16 protein-coding genes are annotated in these 16,800 nt (G+C 70.5%); 6 read left to right on the forward strand and 10 right to left on the reverse strand.

Annotated elements, in window-relative coordinates; genetic code table 11:
• The first annotated feature begins 4 nt into the window (after positions 1 to 4).
• Together OG984_RS20425 and OG984_RS20430 are read left to right on the forward strand one after the other, a co-directional pair.
• A complete protein-coding gene (locus OG984_RS20425; RefSeq protein WP_328528028.1) occupies positions 5 to 943 on the forward strand; it encodes a helix-turn-helix transcriptional regulator in 939 nt (312 codons plus the stop codon).
• Between the two features lie 78 nt (positions 944 to 1,021).
• Complete coding sequence (locus OG984_RS20430; protein ID WP_328528029.1) at positions 1,022 to 1,582, forward strand: hypothetical protein; 561 nt, start codon at positions 1,022 to 1,024, stop codon at positions 1,580 to 1,582.
• A 171-nt stretch (positions 1,583 to 1,753) separates the two neighbouring features.
• Here OG984_RS20430 and OG984_RS20435 read toward each other — a convergent pair whose 3' ends face one another.
• The 5 genes from OG984_RS20435 to exaC are packed head-to-tail and all read right to left on the reverse strand — an operon-like array spanning position 1,754 to position 6,103.
• Positions 1,754 to 1,876, reverse strand: a complete 123-nt coding sequence (locus tag OG984_RS20435) for a hypothetical protein (protein ID WP_328528030.1) — start codon at positions 1,874 to 1,876, stop codon at positions 1,754 to 1,756.
• Between the two features lie 21 nt (positions 1,877 to 1,897).
• A complete protein-coding gene (locus tag OG984_RS20440; protein WP_328528031.1) occupies positions 1,898 to 2,176 on the reverse strand; it encodes a hypothetical protein in 279 nt (92 codons plus the stop codon).
• Between the two features lies 1 nt (position 2,177).
• Entirely contained in the window at positions 2,178 to 4,139 is a 1,962-nt protein-coding gene (acs, locus tag OG984_RS20445) for an acetate--CoA ligase (protein WP_328528032.1), read from the reverse strand.
• Positions 4,140 to 4,187: 48 nt separating this feature from the next.
• Entirely contained in the window at positions 4,188 to 4,580 is a 393-nt protein-coding gene (locus OG984_RS20450; protein WP_328528033.1) for a DUF779 domain-containing protein, read from the reverse strand.
• Entirely contained in the window at positions 4,580 to 6,103 is a 1,524-nt protein-coding gene (gene exaC / locus OG984_RS20455; protein WP_328528034.1) for an acetaldehyde dehydrogenase ExaC, read from the reverse strand. The genes OG984_RS20450 and exaC overlap by 1 nt, the downstream gene beginning before the upstream one ends.
• Before the next feature lie 146 nt (positions 6,104 to 6,249).
• Between exaC and OG984_RS20460 the strand changes: the two genes are divergently transcribed.
• The 4 genes from OG984_RS20460 to OG984_RS20475 are packed head-to-tail and all read left to right on the forward strand — an operon-like array spanning position 6,250 to position 10,832.
• Positions 6,250 to 7,461: a helix-turn-helix domain-containing protein gene (locus OG984_RS20460; RefSeq protein ID WP_328528035.1), complete on the forward strand. Its 1,212-nt coding sequence runs from the start codon at positions 6,250 to 6,252 to the stop codon at positions 7,459 to 7,461.
• A 1-nt stretch (position 7,462) separates the two neighbouring features.
• On the forward strand, positions 7,463 to 8,707 hold the full coding sequence (locus tag OG984_RS20465) for an iron-containing alcohol dehydrogenase (RefSeq protein WP_328528036.1): 1,245 nt from the start codon (positions 7,463 to 7,465) through the stop codon (positions 8,705 to 8,707).
• A gap of 10 nt (positions 8,708 to 8,717) precedes the next feature.
• On the forward strand, positions 8,718 to 10,085 hold the full coding sequence (locus tag OG984_RS20470) for a MadS family sensor histidine kinase (RefSeq protein ID WP_328528037.1): 1,368 nt from the start codon (positions 8,718 to 8,720) through the stop codon (positions 10,083 to 10,085).
• An 18-nt stretch (positions 10,086 to 10,103) separates the two neighbouring features.
• Positions 10,104 to 10,832, forward strand: coding sequence for a MadR family response regulator transcription factor (locus OG984_RS20475; protein ID WP_328528038.1), 729 nt, complete (start codon positions 10,104 to 10,106; stop codon positions 10,830 to 10,832).
• A 26-nt stretch (positions 10,833 to 10,858) separates the two neighbouring features.
• Here OG984_RS20475 and OG984_RS20480 read toward each other — a convergent pair whose 3' ends face one another.
• From OG984_RS20480 to mdo, 5 genes are all read right to left on the reverse strand, one after another.
• A complete protein-coding gene (locus tag OG984_RS20480) occupies positions 10,859 to 11,464 on the reverse strand; it encodes an acetate uptake transporter (protein WP_328528039.1) in 606 nt (201 codons plus the stop codon).
• A gap of 243 nt (positions 11,465 to 11,707) precedes the next feature.
• Positions 11,708 to 12,628, reverse strand: a complete 921-nt coding sequence (gene mftM, locus OG984_RS20485; protein ID WP_328528040.1) for a mycofactocin oligosaccharide methyltransferase MftM — start codon at positions 12,626 to 12,628, stop codon at positions 11,708 to 11,710.
• Positions 12,625 to 14,145, reverse strand: a complete 1,521-nt coding sequence (locus OG984_RS20490) for a VWA domain-containing protein (RefSeq protein WP_328528041.1) — start codon at positions 14,143 to 14,145, stop codon at positions 12,625 to 12,627. The genes mftM and OG984_RS20490 overlap by 4 nt, the downstream gene beginning before the upstream one ends.
• Positions 14,146 to 14,164: 19 nt before the next feature.
• Positions 14,165 to 15,364 (reverse strand): AAA family ATPase, encoded by a 1,200-nt coding sequence (locus tag OG984_RS20495; RefSeq protein ID WP_328528042.1) that lies wholly within the window; start codon positions 15,362 to 15,364, stop codon positions 14,165 to 14,167.
• Between the two features lie 85 nt (positions 15,365 to 15,449).
• A complete protein-coding gene (mdo, locus tag OG984_RS20500; RefSeq protein ID WP_328528043.1) occupies positions 15,450 to 16,742 on the reverse strand; it encodes an NDMA-dependent methanol dehydrogenase in 1,293 nt (430 codons plus the stop codon).
• Between the last annotated feature and the right edge of the window lie 58 nt (positions 16,743 to 16,800).

The following is a 16,800-nucleotide window of genomic DNA, read 5'->3' on the forward strand; positions in this document are numbered from 1 at the left end:
CGCCATGTCCGGTCGCCGGCGCACCGCCCCACGGGACTGGGGCCAGGCCTCGAACGTGGTCGCCCAGGCGTACTTCCCGCATGAGCTGAGGCCGCTCGGCGGCAGCCACGAGCCTCGGCTGACGCTGCGTACGCTCGACCTCGGGCCGGTGCTGATCGGCCACGTCGGCTGGGGCGCCGACGTGGCGATCGACTGCGACTACCCCGGCGCGTTCGAGGTGAACATGCCGATCACCGGGCATCTCGCGAGCAGGGGACGGTTCGGGGAGATCACCTCGGTGACCGGTCAGGGCACGGTCTTCCGCCCCGACACCCCCTCGCTCATCAGTCACTGGGACGCGACCTGCACGGTGCTCGGCGTGAAGTTCGACAGCACCTGGCTGGAGGTGGAGGCCGAACGCGTCCTCGGCACCGACCGGGTCAACGTACGCACGCTGCTGCCGGAGCAGCTGTCCGTGCAGCACGGCCGCGCGCGGGCCTGGCACCACCTGATCACCAGCCTGGCCACCAACCTGCACGACCCGGATGTCTTCGGCGACAGCGAGCTCGTACGCAGCCAGCTGGCCGGCGCGGTGGCGGTCGGTCTGCTCGAGGCCTGCTGTCCCGACGGCGGAGTCCGCCCGGCGGCGCAGCCGCGGATGATCCGGGCCGTCGTCGAGGCTCTCCACGACGACCCGGCCCGGGCCTGGACCGCTGCGGACATGGCGGTCCTCGCCGGCACCAGCGTGCGCCGCCTCCAGGAGGGTTTCCAGCGCTGGATCGGCCAGTCCCCGACGCAGTATCTGCTCGACATCAGGCTGCAGCGGGCCCATGCCGACCTGACCGGCGACGCGGCGCTCGCCGTCGGCGACGTCGCGGCACGGTGGGGCTTCTCCTCCGCGAGCAGGTTCGCGGCCGCCCACCGCCGGCGCTACGGCACCGCGCCGTCCGAGGTCAGGGACTGACCCCGGCGCAGGTCGGGACGCCGCGACACTCACGCCACCTTCGAACACACTGTCGGTGCTGTCCTCGACAATGGAGCGGTGACCTTTCGACCCGCAGACGACCTCAACCGTTACCTGCGCGGTCACGTCTTCGTCGATGAAACAAAGACGAGGGACTACGTCGTCGCAGCGGCCACGCTGCCGGCAGGCAAAGTCGCGCAGGCGCGCAAGGCGCTACGCGGAGTACTCCTGCCTCGGCAGGACCGCATCCACTTCGCCAAGGAGAAGGACGCCTATCGCGACCGGGTTCTTCACGTGATGTGTGGGCTCGAGGTTCAGGTCACTCTCTACATCGCGAAGACCAGGGACCAACGTGCTGGACGTGCTGCCTGCCTGACCGCTGTGGTCGAAGATGTTCTCAAAGATCGGGCGGCCCACCTGGTCATCGAGCGCGACGAGAGCCTCATGCGCTCAGATCTCGAGCTGATCTCCGACCTGCTCTACCCGGTGACCGACAAGCCGGCGTACCGCCTCGACGTCCCTCGCAGCGAACCGCTCCTGTGGATCAGCGACGCCGTGTGTTGGTGCTACCAGCGCGGCGGTCGTTGGATCGACGCGGCTCGGCCGCTGGTCGTCGAGGTCCGCCACCTCGTGGTCTGACCCACCGAGCTGGCGGAGGAAACGGCCACAGAAATGGCGCGAGCCCGGCTCGTCCACCGTCCGGAAGACTGCCGGGCTTACTTCGCGGGCCTACAAGGCCGTTGCAATCACCACTTTACAGGCTCAGTCTGCAAAGGAGTAGGGCCCGAGTCGTACGCGCCTTCGTCACGCTCAGCGCAGAAGCTGCGCCAACACCTGCAGCCAGCGTGGGCCCGGCAGCACGCCCTCACGCGTGTGCAGCCCGAGCTCGTGGAACGCCTGGGGGCACCGGCAGGTGTGGGTCACGGTCGTCATCGATCGCTACCTCCTCGTGGGTCACTTGGTGCTCAGGATTCCCGACACCGTACGGGTGGGGCGTGCCGCAGCGGAGCATTCGGTGCACCATCGGCGGACGTCCTCGGAGCGCAGATGCCAGAACGCGTGCCAGCCTTGGGCCGGCGCACCACAGATGGTCGTGGACGTGCCGATCCGCTTGAGATGAGCCTCGCCCCACGGTGCGGGATCCTTGGCGCCCGCGGGCTGGCGGTGGCGGGCCACGATGACCCAGCTCTGCCCGATGGTCCGGGGGTCGACGCCGGTGGCGGGCACGGCCATCTCATGCCTCCGCCGCTTCGGTCTCGCGGTTCGCGATCAGGGCCATGACGCTCGGGTCGCTCAGCGTGGTGGTGTCTCCGACATCTCTGCCCTCGGCGACGTCGCGCAGCAGGCGGCGCATGATCTTCCCGGACCGCGTCTTGGGCAGCTCCGGGACGATCGTGATCTGCCGCGGCTTGGCGATGGCCCCGATCTCCTTGGCCACATGGCTGCGCAGCTCCTGGATCAGCGCCTCACCGGTGTTGCCGTCCCCGGAGCGCAGGATGACGTACGCGACGACGGCCTGACCGGTGGTCTCGTCGGCGGCGCCGACGACGGCTGCCTCAGCGACCCGCGGGTGGGAGACCAGGGCGGACTCGATCTCGCTCGTGGAGAGGCGGTGGCCGGACACGTTCATCACGTCGTCGACGCGGCCGAGGATCCAGATGTCGCCGTCCTCGTCCTTCTTGGCGCCGTCGCCGGCGAAGTAGTAGCCGAGGTCCGCGAAGCGGGTCCAGTACGTCTCGACGAAGCGCTCGTCGTCCTGCCACAGCGTGCGCAGCATGGCGGGCCACGGCTTGGTGAGGACCAGGTAGCCGCTCGACCCGTTCGGCACCGAGCGACCCTCCTCGTCGACCACGTCGGCGCCGATGCCGGGCAGCGGCCTCATCGCCGAGCCAGGCTTTCCGGCGGTGACCCCGGGGAGCGGGCTGATCATCATCTGGCCGGTCTCGGTCTGCCACCAGGTGTCGACGACGGGACAGCGGTCGCCGCCGATGACGTCGCGGTACCAGACGTACGCCTCGGGATTGATCGGCTCGCCGACCGATCCGAGGAGCCGCAGCGAGGTCAGGTCGTAGGTGTCCGGGATCTCCCGGCCCCACTTCATGAACGTCCGGATCGCCGTCGGGGCGGTGTAGAAGAGGGTCACGCCGTACCGCTCGATGATCTCCCACCAGCGACCCCGGTGCGGGCTGTCCGGCGTGCCCTCGTAGAGCACCTGGGTGACGCCGTTGGCGAGCGGGCCGTAGACGATGTAGCTGTGCCCGGTGACCCAGCCGATGTCGGCGGTGCACCAATAGACGTCGGTGTCCGGCTTGAGGTCGAAGACCGCATGGTGGGTGTAGGCCGCGCCGGTCAGATAGCCGCCGGTGGTGTGCAGGATGCCCTTGGGCTTCCCGGTCGTGCCCGAGGAGTACATGACGTACAGCGGGTGCTCGGCGTCGAACGCCTCCGGCGTGTGCTCGGGGGAGGCGCTGTCGACGACGTCGTGCCACCACAGGTCGGTGGCGTCGTCGAAGGGGACGTACTCCCCGGTGCGGCGTACGACGAGGACGTGGTCGACCGGGCTCTGGCTGCCCAGCCGCGACAGGGCGGCGTCGACGGCCGGCTTCAGCGCCGACGGGGCCCCACGGCGGTAGCCGCCGTCGGAGGTGATGACCAGCTTGGCCCGGCAGTCCTCGATCCGCGAGGCCAGCGCTTCGGCCGAGAACCCGCCGAAGACCACCGTGTGGGTGGCGCCGATGCGAGCACAGGCCAGCATCGCGACGATGGCCTCCGGGATCATCGGCAGGTAGATCGCGACCAGGTCGCCGCTGCCCACGCCGAGGCCGGTCAGCGCGTTGGCGGCTCGGGACACCTCGTCCTTGAGGTCGGCGTAGGTGAGGTCTCGGGTGTCGCCGGGCTCGCCGACGAAGTGGAAGGCCACCTGGTCGCCGCGACCGGCCTCGACATGACGGTCGACGCAGTTGTACGCCGCGTTGAGCTTCCCGTCCGCGAACCACCGCGCCCTGGGTGCGTCGGACCAGTCCAGCACCTGGGTGAACGGCTCGGCCCAGGTCAGCCGCTCGGCCTGCTCGGCCCAGAAGCCCTCGAGGTCGGAGTCGGCACGGGCGTACGCCTCGGCGGTGACGTTGGCGGCAGCGGCGAGCTCGGCCGGCGGGTCGAAGCGGGTCGGTTTGCTGGGGATCGTCAGGTCGGTCATGGCGTCGTGCTTCCTTCGGGGGCGGGAGGGGATTGCGGAGGAGACCGGCTAGCCGAGCAGGGCGGCCTCATCGTCGGTGAACAGTCGCGACCGGATCAGGAACCGCACGCCCTCGGGCGCCTCGAGGGAGAAGCCGGCGCCGCGTCCGGGGACGACGTCGATGGTGATGTGGGTGTGCGACCAGTACTCGAACTGCGAGCGCGACATCCAGACGGGCACCCGGTCGTCCAGGCCGATGTCCAGGTCGCCCAGGTGGATGTCGGCGTCGCCGAGCATGAAGTCGCCGCTCGGGTAGCACATCGGGGCGGAGCCGTCGCAGCATCCACCGGACTGGTGGAACATGACCGGCCCGTGGTTACCGACGAGACGGCGGAGCAGGTCCGCCGCCTCGTCGGTCACGGCGACCCGCGCCGGAAGGGAGGAGGCGTGGGTCGCGCTCATCAGAAGAACCCGAGGGCGTCGGGGCTGTAGCTGACGAGCAGGTTCTTGGTCTGCTGGTAGTGGTCGAGCATCATCTTGTGGGTCTCGCGACCGATGCCCGACTGCTTGTAGCCACCGAAGGCCGCGTGGGCCGGGTAGGCGTGGTAGCAGTTCGTCCAGACGCGACCGGCCTTGATCTCCTTGCCGGCCCGGAAGGCCTGCGACCCGTCGCGCGACCAGACGCCGGCACCGAGGCCGTACAGGGTGTCGTTGGCGACCTTGAGGGCGTCGGCCTCGTCGTCGAAGCCGGTCAGCGAGACCACCGGGCCGAAGATCTCCTCCTGGAAGATCCGCATCGAGTTGTCGCCCTCGAAGACGGTCGGCTGGACGTAGTAGCCCTCGGCGAGATCGCCCTCGAGAATCGACCGCTCACCACCGGTGAGGACCTTCGCACCCTCGTCCTTGCCGATCTCGATGTAGGACAGGATCTTCTCGAGCTGGTCGTTGCTGGCCTGGGCGCCGATCATCGTGGTGTCGTCGAGCGGGTTGCCCTGCTTGATCTTCTCGACCCGGGCGATCGCGTCGCCGACGAAGTCGGAGTAGATCGAGCGCTGGACGAGCGCACGCGACGGGCAGGTGCAGACCTCGCCCTGGTTGAGGGCGAACATCGTGAAGCCCTCGAGCGCCTTGTCGTAGAAGGCGTCCTTCTCGGCGGCGACGGAGTCGAAGAAGATGTTCGGGCTCTTGCCGCCGAGCTCCAGGGTCACCGGGATGATGTTCTGGCTGGCGTACTGCATGATCAGGCGGCCGGTCGTGGTCTCACCGGTGAAGGCGACCTTCGCGACCCGCGGCGAGGAGGCGAGCGGCTTGCCGGCCTCGACGCCGAACCCGTTGACGACGTTGAGCACACCGGCGGGCAGCAGGTCGCCGACCAGCTCGACGAGCTTGAGGATCGACCACGGGGTCTGCTCGGCGGGCTTGAGGACGACCGCGTTACCGGCGGCCAGTGCCGGGGCGAGCTTCCAGACGGCCATCAGGATCGGGAAGTTCCACGGGATGATCTGGCCGACGACGCCCAGCGGCTCGTGGAAGTGGTACGCCACGGTGTTCTCGTCGATCTCGCCGATGGTGCCCTCCTGGGCACGCAGCACGCCGGCGAAGTAGCGGAAGTGGTCGATCGCGAGCGGGATGTCCGCGGCCAGGGTCTCGCGGACCGGCTTGCCGTTCTCCCAGGTCTCCGCGACGGCGATGGCGGTGAGGTTCTCCTCCATCACGTCGGCGATCTTGAGCAGGATGTTGGCCCGCTCCGTCGTCGAGGTCTTCCCCCACGACGGAGCGGCAGCATGTGCGGCGTCCAGGGCGGCCTCGATGTCCTCGGCCGTACCCCGGGCGATCTCGGTGAACGGCTTGCCGTTCACCGGCGAGATGTTCTCGAAGTAGGCGCCCTTGACCGGGTCGACCCACTGGCCGCCGATGTAGTGGCCGTAGCGGCCTTGGACGGAAACCAGCGAGTCGGGCTGGCCGGGAGCTGCGTATACGGTCATCGGGAATTCTCCTCAGGCAAAGTCAGGCATTGGGGCGTGATCGTGGTCACAGACGCTAGAAACGCCGAGGTTGCAGCCACGTTGCGCGACCGATGCAACGTGAATGCAACCTTCAAATGTGACCCTCGTCACCAGAGGAGGTCCGGATGAGCGATACGAAGCAGAGCGCCTCGATGCGCGCAGCCGTGGCGGACTCGTGGCACCGGTCCGCCGCCGCCGGGGTGACCGCGGACGACACGTGCGCGCCGATCACCCTCCCCGAGGACCAGCTGCGGGACGTACGTGCTGCCCATCCGCTGGCGCGCGTGTTCCCGCTCCTCGACGACGTGCTCGGCCAGGCAGCGCGCGACTGCGACGCGATCATGGCCGTCTCCGACGAGGCCGGCCAGCTGCTCTGGGTGTGCGGTGCGCCGGCGGCGCTCCGGCGCGCGGAGCAGATCGGCTTCGTCGAGGGGAGCAACTGGGACGAGCGGCTCGCCGGCACGAACGCACCCGGCCTGGCGCTGCGGCTCGACCGGCCGACCAGCGTCATCGCCGCCGAGCACTTCCGGCGCTCGGTGCAGCCATGGAGCTGCGCCGCCACCCCGATCCACGACCCGGGCGACTCGCGCCTGCTCGGCGTCCTCGACATCACCGGTGGCGACTCCATCGTGGTGCCCCAGACGATGGCGATGGTGCGCGCCGCGGCCAGGCTCGCGGAGTCCGAGCTCGCGCGCGAGCAGCTGCTGCCGAGGCAGCCGGAGACCCGGCCGGGCTGGGCGCGCATCGCCGTGGAGACGCTGGGTCGCCAGGACCTGCTGCTCTCGATCGACGACGGCCGCGGCCATCGCGCACAGCTGCGGCTGTCCCCTCGCCACAGCGAGATCTTCCTGCTCCTCGCCAGCACCCCGCGAGGGCTCTCCGGCGACGAGCTCGCGGTCCTGCTGTACGAGGACGACGGCGGCTCCTCGACGCTCCGCGCCGAGCTGAACCGGCTGCGCAACCTCCTCGGCGAGGAGTTCCTCGCCTCCCGGCCCTACCGGCTCACCACCGAGGTGACCGGCGACTGGCTCGGCGTGGAGGCCAGACTCGCGGTGGGCGACGTGGCCGGGGCGCTCCGCTGCTATCGCGGTCCGATCCTGCCGCGCTCGGTGGCACCCGGCGTCGTACGACTGCGGGAGACCTTGGCGCAGCAGCTGCGTGCCGCGGTGCTCCAGTCGGGCCAGCCCGACCTGGTCTCGACCTGGACCCGGTCGGCGTGGGGCGCCGACGACTACGAGATGTGGCTTCGCCTCCAGGACCTGCTGCCGCCCGGTTCCCCGCTGATGGCGCTCGCGGACGGTCAGATCGCCCGGCTGGACCGCGAGGTGGGTCTCTGAGATGAGCGCCGGAGCCGGAACCACGACAGCAGTCATCGCCCGCACCAGGGAGGCCGCTCCCCGACAGGAGCCCGTCCCGCCGACCACCGCCCCGCTCGACCAGGTGGTGAAGTTCCAGGCACCGGAGGTGGTCTTCGGACCCGACTCGCTCGCGGAGGCGGGCTACGCCGCCGCCCGGCTCGGCGCCCGTCGGCCGTTCGTCGTCACCGATCCCGGCATCGTCGAGGCCGGCTGGGTCGACGAGCTGCTCCGGCTGCTGCGGGCCGAGGGGCTCGCCCCGGTGCTGTGGACCGACGTCACGCCGAACCCCAAGGACCACGAGGTACGCCGCGCCTACGAGAGGTACGTCGAGACCGAGGCCGACGTCATCGTGGCGATCGGCGGCGGCTCCTGCATGGACGCCGCGAAGGGCGTCGCTGTGCTCTCGGGCAACGGCGGCGACATCCTCGACTACGCCGGGATCGACCAGATCGCCCGGCCGATCCCGCCGATGCTGATGATCCCGAGCACGTCGGGGACCGGGGCCGACGTGTCCCAGTTCTGCATCGTCACCGACACCGACCGCCGGGTGAAGCTCACGATCATGGGCCGGGCGCTGGTGCCGGACGTCTCCATCACCGACCCGCGGCTGCTGACCACGATGCCGGAGGCGCTCAACGCCGCGACCGGCCTGGACGCGCTCACCCACGGCATCGAGTCGTACGTGTCACTGGCGCACAACCCGCTGGCCGACGGGCACGCGATGAGCTCGGTCGCCCTCGTCTGCCGCCACCTGCGCTCGACGATCACCGACCCCGGCGCGATGGAGCACCGCGCGATGATGGCGCAGGCGAGCCTGCAGGCCGGACTGGCCTTCACCAACGCGATCCTCGGCGCGACCCATGCGATGAGTCACCAGGTCGGCGGTCTTCTCGACGCTCCGCACGGCGTGGTCAACGGCGTCCTGCTCCCGCACGTGATCCGCTACAACGCCCGCTCGGTCCCCGAGCGGTTCGTCGGTCTCGCCCGGGCCGCCGGCCTGCCGGTCGACGGTGTCCCCGGGTACGTCGCGGCCGAGATGCTCGCCGACCATGTGCGGCGCCTGGCCGACGACGTCGGCGTGCCCCGAGGCCTGCGGGACCTCGGGGTGACCGACACCGATCTCGACACCCTGTCGGTGACGACCCTCGACGACGCCTGCCTGACGACGAACCCGCGACCGGCGAGCCGCGCCGAGATCCACGCGCTCTTCCGAGAAGCCCTGTGAAGGCGGTCCCGTGAGCGCCCCCGATCTGGCAGCACTGACCGGCGTACGTTCGGGCAAGCGGTCCTACTACCGCGCGTTCCTCCGCTCCGACGAGCGGATGCAGCAGGCCGTACGCGCCATGGACTCGATCTCGCGGGCGCTGGTGCGCACGGTGGAGGGTCCGCGGGCGCTCCTGGAGGAGGTCGCCCGCGCGGCCGCGGTGCACCTCGCCGCGGAGTGGACGATCCTGGCGCTGGCGGACGGGCATCTGACGGGGGCGAGGCCGAGGTTCATCGTCGTCGACCACGACGGCCGGGTGGTCGGCGACGAGGAGGACCTCCCCGGCGTCGTACGTCGCGAGCTCGGTGCGATCCGGGCGGGCCATGCCACCGGGGCGCCGGGACCGGCTCGCTGGGTGCGGGTGCCGATGACGCTGGAGAGCGTCATGATCGGCAGCCTGGTCGGCCTCCACGGGCTCGCGGACGACCCCGAGCCCGGAGACCTGTCGGTGCTGCGGATCCTCGCCAACGAGGCCGCGGTGGCGCTGCACACCTCCGAGCAGTACCAGGCCGGGCTCGCCCAGCACCGGCGCGCCCAGCGGCTCTACGACGAGGTCGGTGCCCGGGAGCGGGACCTCGAGCAGCGGACCCGCGAGCTGCGGGAGGCCGAGGAGCGGCTGCTGGTGGCCCGGCAGCGCGAGCTGGTCGACCACGAGCGGCACCGCATCGCGCGGGAGCTCCACGACAGCGTGACCCAGTTCGTGCTCTCGGCCGGGATGTCGGTCGAGGTCGCGCGCGGCGAGACCGAGGAGCTGGGCCCGGCCGGCGAGCGGATCGGCGAGCTCCTCAACACCGCCAAGCAGCTCACCCAGGACGCCGTGGAGCAGCTGCGCCGCGCGATCTACGCCCTGCACCAGCCGCATCGCGACACGGTCTCCTCGCTGCCCGAGCTGCTGCACGAGGTGGCCGAGCACCATCGCCCGCACCTGGACGTGTCCGTGCGGGTCGAGGGCGAGGTGTGCCCGATGCCCGCGGAGGCCAAGCACGACATCGCCCGGGCGGTCGGCGAGGCGCTCTTCAACGTGGCGATCCACGCCGAGGCCAGCCAGGCCGTGCTCCGGCTCCGCTACCGCAAGCACGAGCTCTACGTCGGCGTCGCCGACGACGGCCGCGGCGACCCGGGCCTGCTGGCCCGGAAGCTGCGTCTCGAGCGTGGCGCCTCGATCGACGGGCGCCACCGCGGCCTGGCGAACATCGAGACCCGGATCAGCGAGCTCGGCGGCACCGTCGCGTTCCGGCGCTCGCACCTCGGCGGTGTCCGGGTCGAGCTCCGGGTGCCGCTGCCGGTCGTGGACCGCGGCCGGGGAACAATCTGCGGGCTCATCGAGGACCCGCAGTAGCCGCTTCGAGGAGGAACCATGAACACGCTCAGCCCACCGCAGGCGGTCCCCGCCCAGTCGGTCCCCGCCCAGACGGTCCCCGCCCAGACGGTCCCCGCCCAGGCCACGGCCGGCATCGACGTACTGCTGGTCGATGATCACGCGATCGTGCGGCAGGGTCTGCGGTCGATCCTGGAGCGCGAGCCCGGGCTGCGGGTCGTCGCGGAGGCGGCGACGGCGGCCGAGGCGCTCGCCCGGGTCAACAGCGCCCGTCCCGACATCGTGCTGCTCGACCTGAAGCTCTCCTCGTCCTCGGACGCTGAAGGGCTGGAGCTCTGCGCGGCGCTCACCCAGCGCCACCCGGAGGCACTGATCCTGGTGCTGACGACGTTCCTCGACGAGCAGCTGGTGATGCAGGCGATCCGTGCCGGCGCCCGCGGCTACGTCGTCAAGGACGTCGACACCACCGGGCTGGTCCGGGCGATCCGGGACGTCGCGAGCGGCGGCAGCGCCTTCGACGCGCGCTCCGCCGCGGCGATGATCCGCGGCGTGAACATGCCGGTGACCAGCGACGACTCCGAGCTCACCACCCGCGAGCTCGAGGTGCTGGAGCTGCTCGCCCACGGGCTGTCGAACCGCGCCATCGGCCACCGGCTCTACATCTCCGACACCACCGCGAAGTTCCACGTGGGCAACATCCTGCGGAAGCTGGGCGTCAGCCGCCGGGCCGAGGCGGTGTACGAGGCGTCCAAGATGGGGCTCCTCTGACCGCACGGCCCGGCGGCTGACGCAGGTCACGGCACCGGCAGGACCGTGCGGTCCCAGGTCGTGTTCACGATGATCGCGGCCGAGGCGTAGAGCGCCACCACGGCGTCCAGGATCAGCACGTAGCCGGCGGTGCGGCCGAGAGCGGCACTGCCGAGGAACGACCCGAAGGCGGCCAGGTAGAAGACCCCGGCCAGGAGCACGAAGATCACGATCGTGGTGGTGTTGGTGCGCAGCGCCGCCAGCAGCATGTAGGACGTGAACAGCGCCCAGGCGAGCAGGAACATCCCGGTGATCGCGGCGCCGTCGGCGGTCACCATCGGACCGTAGAACTGCACCAGCAGGGCATAGGAGAGCCAGAACCCGGCGTACGCGGTGAACACCAGGGCCGGGAACGTCTCGCCGCGCCGGTAGTGGACCAGACCGGCCAGGAGCTCGGTGGCGAAGCCCAGGGCCAGCGCGAGGGGCAGCACCGCCGGCAGGGCGGCCGCGTCCACGAGTCCCGACATCACGCTGGACAGCACGAGCGCCGAGATCCCGAAGCTGGCCAGGCCGAGCGGGAACGGGTCGCCCCAGGCCGTCGGGGTGGTGCCTTGCACGGTCGGCACCTCTGCATCGATGGATGTGTTCGTCATCAGTTCCTCCAGGGAGTCAGCCGTCGTCCGGGCTGGGCTACGGTCCTCTCAAAGTAGTGACGTACGACACACCGACAGACCCGCCGAGTGGGCGGTCGCGCACCTGCCCGCGGGTAGGCCTCCTACCCGGGTGCGTGCGGCCGACGGACAGGTCGGACCGGCCTGTGACCAGGGCTGACGCGGCGCGGAGGCGACCGATGCGCGTCCGCGTCGTCGACGGACAGGTCGACCGGCGAGGAGCGATCAGCGGTCGGTGTCGATGACGAGCCAGCCACCGTGGTGCTCGACGACCCGGTGCGGGTGTCCCGAGGCCTCGCCCCAGGCGGCGAGGTCGTCCAGCGACACGGTCCGGACGTGGCCCCAGGTCTCGTCGGGCTCGTCCTCGAGAGGTACGGCGATCACGACCCGGCGGCGCGCGACCCGGATCGCCTCGGCGACCGCCCGGTCGCCGAGGCTCGGCTCGATGTGCTCGAGCAGGTGGATCAGCAGCACGTTGTCGGCGGCGTCCTCGGCCCACGGCAGCCGGGTGGCGTCGGCGGCTCGCGTGGCCAGCGGCACCTTCAGCCGGGACGCGGCGGCGCGCAGCAGCGTGACGGTGCCCGCGGAGAGGTCGGAGGCGGTCACGTCCCGTCCCGCGGCGGCCAGCCGCAGCGAGAGGAACCCGAAGCAGCAGCCGACCTCGAGGACGGAGCCACGCGCCAGCTGCTGCTCGACGAAGCGGTAGACGGGGGCGTACTCGGCGACGGTCCCGTGACCGGCCGGGGTGGGACCGGGGCGCTCCAGCGCCTCTTCCACGTGGCGCAGGGTGTTGCGGTAGAACGCGGCCCACGCCTGCCCGGGGTCCGGGGCGCTGCTGACCACGACACCGGTGAAGAGCCGCTCGAACAGGTCTGGACCGCGCAGCCACCCCGGCTGGAACAGCTCCTCGGCCAGCAGCCCGGAAAGGTCGTCGTCGATCTGCTCCGCCCGCAGGCAGTGGACCAGATGGACCTGGTGGCCCTCGCGGTGCACGTCGAAGTGGCGGGTGCGGATCGTCCCGAGATGCCGCCGCGGGCGAGGGCCCTGCCAGGCCCGGACGCTGACCACCTCGTCGCGGTAGACCCCCGCCTCGGGACCGGGGCGGAGCGCGTCGATCACGGCCAGCTCGCCGGGCGGGGTGGTCATCGTCCGGCCGGCATCGTCTGGGTGACGTTGTCGAGCCCGCGCAGGTTGCGGACCACCTGGACCTTGTCGCACCACTCCGCGTACTCCGGCAGGTCGCAGCCGCCGAGCGCCCACGAGTAGCGCGGCTCGGGCGTGAGCCAGATCGTCGACCGGGCCCGCCGGGTGAGCTCCTCGAACGCGGCGAAGCCCGGGTCCTTGCCGTTGCCGCGGCCGTCGCCGAGGATCACCAGCGTGGTCCTCCGGTTCACCGCCGAGCCGAACTGCTCCAGGAACTGCTCGAACGAGGAGCCGTAGTCGGAGTCCGCGTCCACGTCTAGCACCCCGCCGGCCGGCAGACCCGACAGCACCAGGGACAAGGCGTCCTCGATCCGGTGCTCGGCGAACAGGTCGGTGATCTCGACCAGGTCCTTCACGAAGGCGAACGACCGGACGGAGGTGGCCACCGACTGCAGGCTGTGCAGCAGATGCAGCGTGAAGCGGGCGGTGGAGCGTACGGACAGGGAGACGTCGCAGAGCACGAGCAGGCGGGGCCGGTCGTGCGCCTTGGCGACGGTGACCGGGCGGAACGGCACGCCGTCGTACTTCATGTTGGTGCGCATCGTCCGGCGGCCGTCGACGATGCCGCGCGCGGCGACCGTACGCCGCGGGCGCGGGGCGCCGTGGAGCTTCCTGAGCAGCCGCCGCAGCGACTCCTCGAGCGCGGCCCGGTCGTGCTCGGCGACCGTCTCGGCCTGCGCCGCCTGGATCTCACGCGACTCGATCTCGCGCTCCATGCTCATCAGCCGCTCGAGGTGGTCGCGGATCCGCTCGGGGAGCGTGGCCAGCCACGGCGAGAGCGCCTTGCGGAGCTCCGCGAGGGCATCGTCGTCGTCGATGCCGCTGTCCGGCTCGCGCTCCTCGAGCCAGCTCAGCAGCGCGATCTCCTCCTGCACGGACAGCTCGGTGTCGAGCTGCATCCCGGCGTCGCGGATCAGGTCACCGGGGTTGCCCGGGTTGTGCATCCGGCTGGTGGAGAGCTGGACCCGGGCGGCCTCACCGGGGCTCGACTTAGGGTCGTTGGAGAGGACGATCTCGTCGGTGAGGGCGGCGATGTCGATCTTGTTCGCCTCCTGGTGGAGGTTGTAGCGCTGCGCCATGTCCTCGGGCTTGAAGTACTCCTTGATGTCGTCCGGCTTGCCGTGGCTGTGCCCGTCCTCCGGCACCTCACCCGGCTCCTCGGAGAGCGTGAAGTCGGTCAGCTGCCCCTCGTCGGAGAGGTCGTCGTGGGTGTGCCCGTGCTCGTCCTCCTCCTCGACCACCGGCCGCAGCCCGAAGAACCGGTCGAAGACGAGGTCGAAGGTGTCCAGGTCGCGGCGGTCCTTGACCAGGCTGGCGGTCAGCGCCGCGTGGAGCAGGTGGCGCTGCTCGAGCACCCCGGGCTGGGCGACCGCGTGCATCGCGTCGATCACCTCGGCGGTGCTCACGCGTACGCCGTAGAGCCGGAGCAGCCGGATGAAGCGGTGCAGTGCGGTCTCCATGTCGGGCCTCTATCCCGGCTCAGAGCGGACGCTTGCGGGCCGACGGGAACGCCCGGTTGCCCTGGCTCGTCGAGACCGCCGGGGCCGTACGCGGCCCGGTGCCGCCGGCGCCGCCGTAGTAGCCGGCGTTGTGCCGGCCGGGCTGGTCCTTCGCCTTTCGCTCGGCCCGGCCGTCGACGTCGTCGTCATCCCCGCGGTCGGATGCGGCCGGGGCGGCGTGGGAGTGCCCATGCCCGTGACCATGGCCGTGACCATGGCCGTGCAGGTGGTCGGGCACCTCGGCGTTCGGGTCGACCAGCCGCGGCAGCGCCTCCATGACCCGCTTCAGGTCACGCTCGTACTTCACGACCACGTTGAGCGTCGTGGAGAGCACGTCGGCGGTGAGCTCCTCGACGCCGAGCACTGCCAGCGTACGAGCCCAGTCGACGGTCTCGGAGATGCTCGGCGCCTTGCGCAGCTCGAGCTCGCGGATGCCGCGGACGATATCGACGAGGCGGGCCGCGAGCGAGTCGGCGAGGCCGGTCTCCTTGGACCGGATGATCTCCAGCTCGCGGACGGCGTCGGGGTAGTCGAGGAAGAGGTGCAGGCAGCGGCGCTTGAGCGCGGCGGAGAGATCGCGGGTGTTGTTCGAGGTGAGGACGACGTACGGCATCGTCTTGGCGGTCACCGTGCCGACCTCGGGGATGGAGATCTGGAACTCCGCGAGCAGCTCGAGCAGCACCGCCTCCAGGGCCTCGTCGGCCCGGTCGACCTCGTCGATGAGGAGCACGACCGGGGTGTCGGAGTCGATCGCCTCGAGCAGCGGCCGGGCGGCCAGGAAGCGCTGCGAGAAGAACACCGAGTCCTGCTTGGCGATCCGCTCGACGGCCTCGTTCAGGTCGGCAGCGTCCTCGACGACCTGGCCGATCTTCTCGCGCAGGATCTGGGTGTAGAGCAGCTGCTTGCCGTAGTCCCACTCGTAGAGCGCCTTGGTCTCGTCCTGGCCCTCGTAGCACTGCAGCCGGATCAGGCGCCGCCCGGTCGCGGTCGCGAGGCTCTCGGCCAGCTGGGTCTTGCCGACGCCCGCCGGGCCCTCGAGCAGGACCGGCTTCTCCAGCCGGGTCTGCAGGAACACCGTGGTGGCGAGCCGGTCGTCGGCGAGGTAGCCGCACGCCGCCAGCTGGGCGCGGGTGTCCTCGACGTCGGTGAAGCCCTGGATCGGTTCGGTGGTGGTCGACACGTGCACTCCTCGAGGTGGTGGGTGGGGCCGAGGTGGCGGGCCCGGTCGCCGGGCCCGCCACGCTGGGATCGATCAGACGGATCGATCAGCCGAGCAGGTCGTCCAGGTCGCCGTTGAGGCAGTGGTCGACCACCGGACGTACGGTCTCGAACGTGCACTCCTTGGCGTTGCCCGGCGTGCAGGCGTCACCGAGGACGTGGTTGGTGATCCGGTCGACGTCCGCGTCGTCGCCGACGATCTCCTTGGCGTTCGCGTAGTACGCGGTCGGGCCCTGGCCCAGCCGGTTCTTCGAGTACGTGTCCTGCTTGACGTCCACGAAGCGCTCGGTGATGCCGACGTCGCGCAGCAGACGGATGGCCGCGGCGAGCGCCGCGTCGGCGGCCTGCACGTCGGTCATGCCGTGGGTGTCGACGCCCATTGCGCGAGCGATGTCCGCGAACCGCTTGTAGTGCGTGGGCATGTTGAACGCCCACACCCGCGGCAGCGCGATCGCGTTGTTGAGGCCGTGGTGGGTGTCGTAGAAGGCGCTCACCGCGTGGCTGATCGAGTGGATGATGCCGAGACCGCCGGAGTTGAACGCCTGGGCGGCGATGTACTGGGCGTACATCATCCCCTCACGACCGCTGAGGTCCTGGCCGTTCCAGACCGCCTGGCGCAGGTTCTCCGAGGTCAGCTTGATCGCGTGCAGCGCGTTGCCGAGCGAGGGCTGGAAGTTGATCCGGGAGACGTACGGCTCGCTGGCGTGCGCCAGGACGTCGAAGCCGCACTGCGCGGTGTAGTCGACCGGGCAGTCGTAGTAGAGCACCGGGTCGTCGATCGCCAGGCTGGCCACCGAGGCGTCGTCGAAGGCGACGTACTTGTGCGGGTTGTCGGGGTCCGTGGTCGTGTCGGTGATGACGTACGCCCAGGACGTCTCCGAACCGGTGCCGGCCGTGGTCGAGACCGCGATGTGCGGCGGGTTCTTCGGGTTCTCGGACATGTTGAAGCCCTCGAACTCGTTGACGTTGCGGCCGTCGTGGGCGACCGAGATGCGCGCGCCCTTACAGGCGTCGTGCGACGAGCCGCCGCCGATGGAGACGAACGAGTCGCACTCGTTCTCCTGGTAGAGCTTGACCGAGTCCATGACGTTGTAGTCCTTGGGGTTGGACTCGACCTTGTCGTACACGACGACCTCGAGGCCGTGGTACTTCATCGACTCGACGATCTTGTTGACGATGTCCGTGCCGCGCAGGCCGGACGTCATCACCAGGGTCTTGCGGAAGCCCATCTTGAGAGCCTCGGGCCCGATCATCTCGTGAGCGCCGGGGCCCATGAGGGCGCGTGGGAAGGGGTGGAACTCCTTGATCGGGAAGGGCTTGAGTAGTTCGTCGACCTGCATGGCAAACCTCCGTTGGTGTGTGACGCTCAGCACATTAGGTACGGCGAAAGGGCCGCGA

It is taken from the genome of Nocardioides sp. NBC_00368 (genome assembly GCF_036090055.1).
GTDB lineage: Bacteria > Actinomycetota > Actinomycetes > Propionibacteriales > Nocardioidaceae > Nocardioides.

Bases quoted from the DNA above. Each gene is read 5' to 3' on its own strand.
- OG984_RS20435 (WP_328528030.1), bottom strand. From the start codon at position 1,876: ATGACGACCGTGACCCACACCTGCCGGTGCCCCCAGGCGTTCCACGAG.
- OG984_RS20450 (WP_328528033.1), bottom strand. From the start codon at position 4,580: ATGAGCGCGACCCACGCCTCCTCCCTTCCGGCGCGGGTCGCCGTGACC.
- exaC (WP_328528034.1), bottom strand. From the start codon at position 6,103: ATGACCGTATACGCAGCTCCCGGCCAGCCCGACTCGCTGGTTTCCGTC.
- mftM (WP_328528040.1), bottom strand. From the start codon at position 12,628: ATGACCACCCCGCCCGGCGAGCTGGCCGTGATCGACGCGCTCCGCCCC.
- OG984_RS20490 (WP_328528041.1), bottom strand. From the start codon at position 14,145: ATGGAGACCGCACTGCACCGCTTCATCCGGCTGCTCCGGCTCTACGGC.
- OG984_RS20465 (WP_328528036.1), top strand. From the start codon at position 7,463: ATGAGCGCCGGAGCCGGAACCACGACAGCAGTCATCGCCCGCACCAGG.
- OG984_RS20480 (WP_328528039.1), bottom strand. From the start codon at position 11,464: ATGACGAACACATCCATCGATGCAGAGGTGCCGACCGTGCAAGGCACC.
- OG984_RS20440 (WP_328528031.1), bottom strand. From the start codon at position 2,176: ATGGCCGTGCCCGCCACCGGCGTCGACCCCCGGACCATCGGGCAGAGC.
- OG984_RS20425 (WP_328528028.1), top strand. From the start codon at position 5: ATGTCCGGTCGCCGGCGCACCGCCCCACGGGACTGGGGCCAGGCCTCG.
- OG984_RS20475 (WP_328528038.1), top strand. From the start codon at position 10,104: ATGAACACGCTCAGCCCACCGCAGGCGGTCCCCGCCCAGTCGGTCCCC.
- mdo (WP_328528043.1), bottom strand. From the start codon at position 16,742: ATGCAGGTCGACGAACTACTCAAGCCCTTCCCGATCAAGGAGTTCCAC.
- OG984_RS20460 (WP_328528035.1), top strand. From the start codon at position 6,250: ATGAGCGATACGAAGCAGAGCGCCTCGATGCGCGCAGCCGTGGCGGAC.
- acs (WP_328528032.1), bottom strand. From the start codon at position 4,139: ATGACCGACCTGACGATCCCCAGCAAACCGACCCGCTTCGACCCGCCG.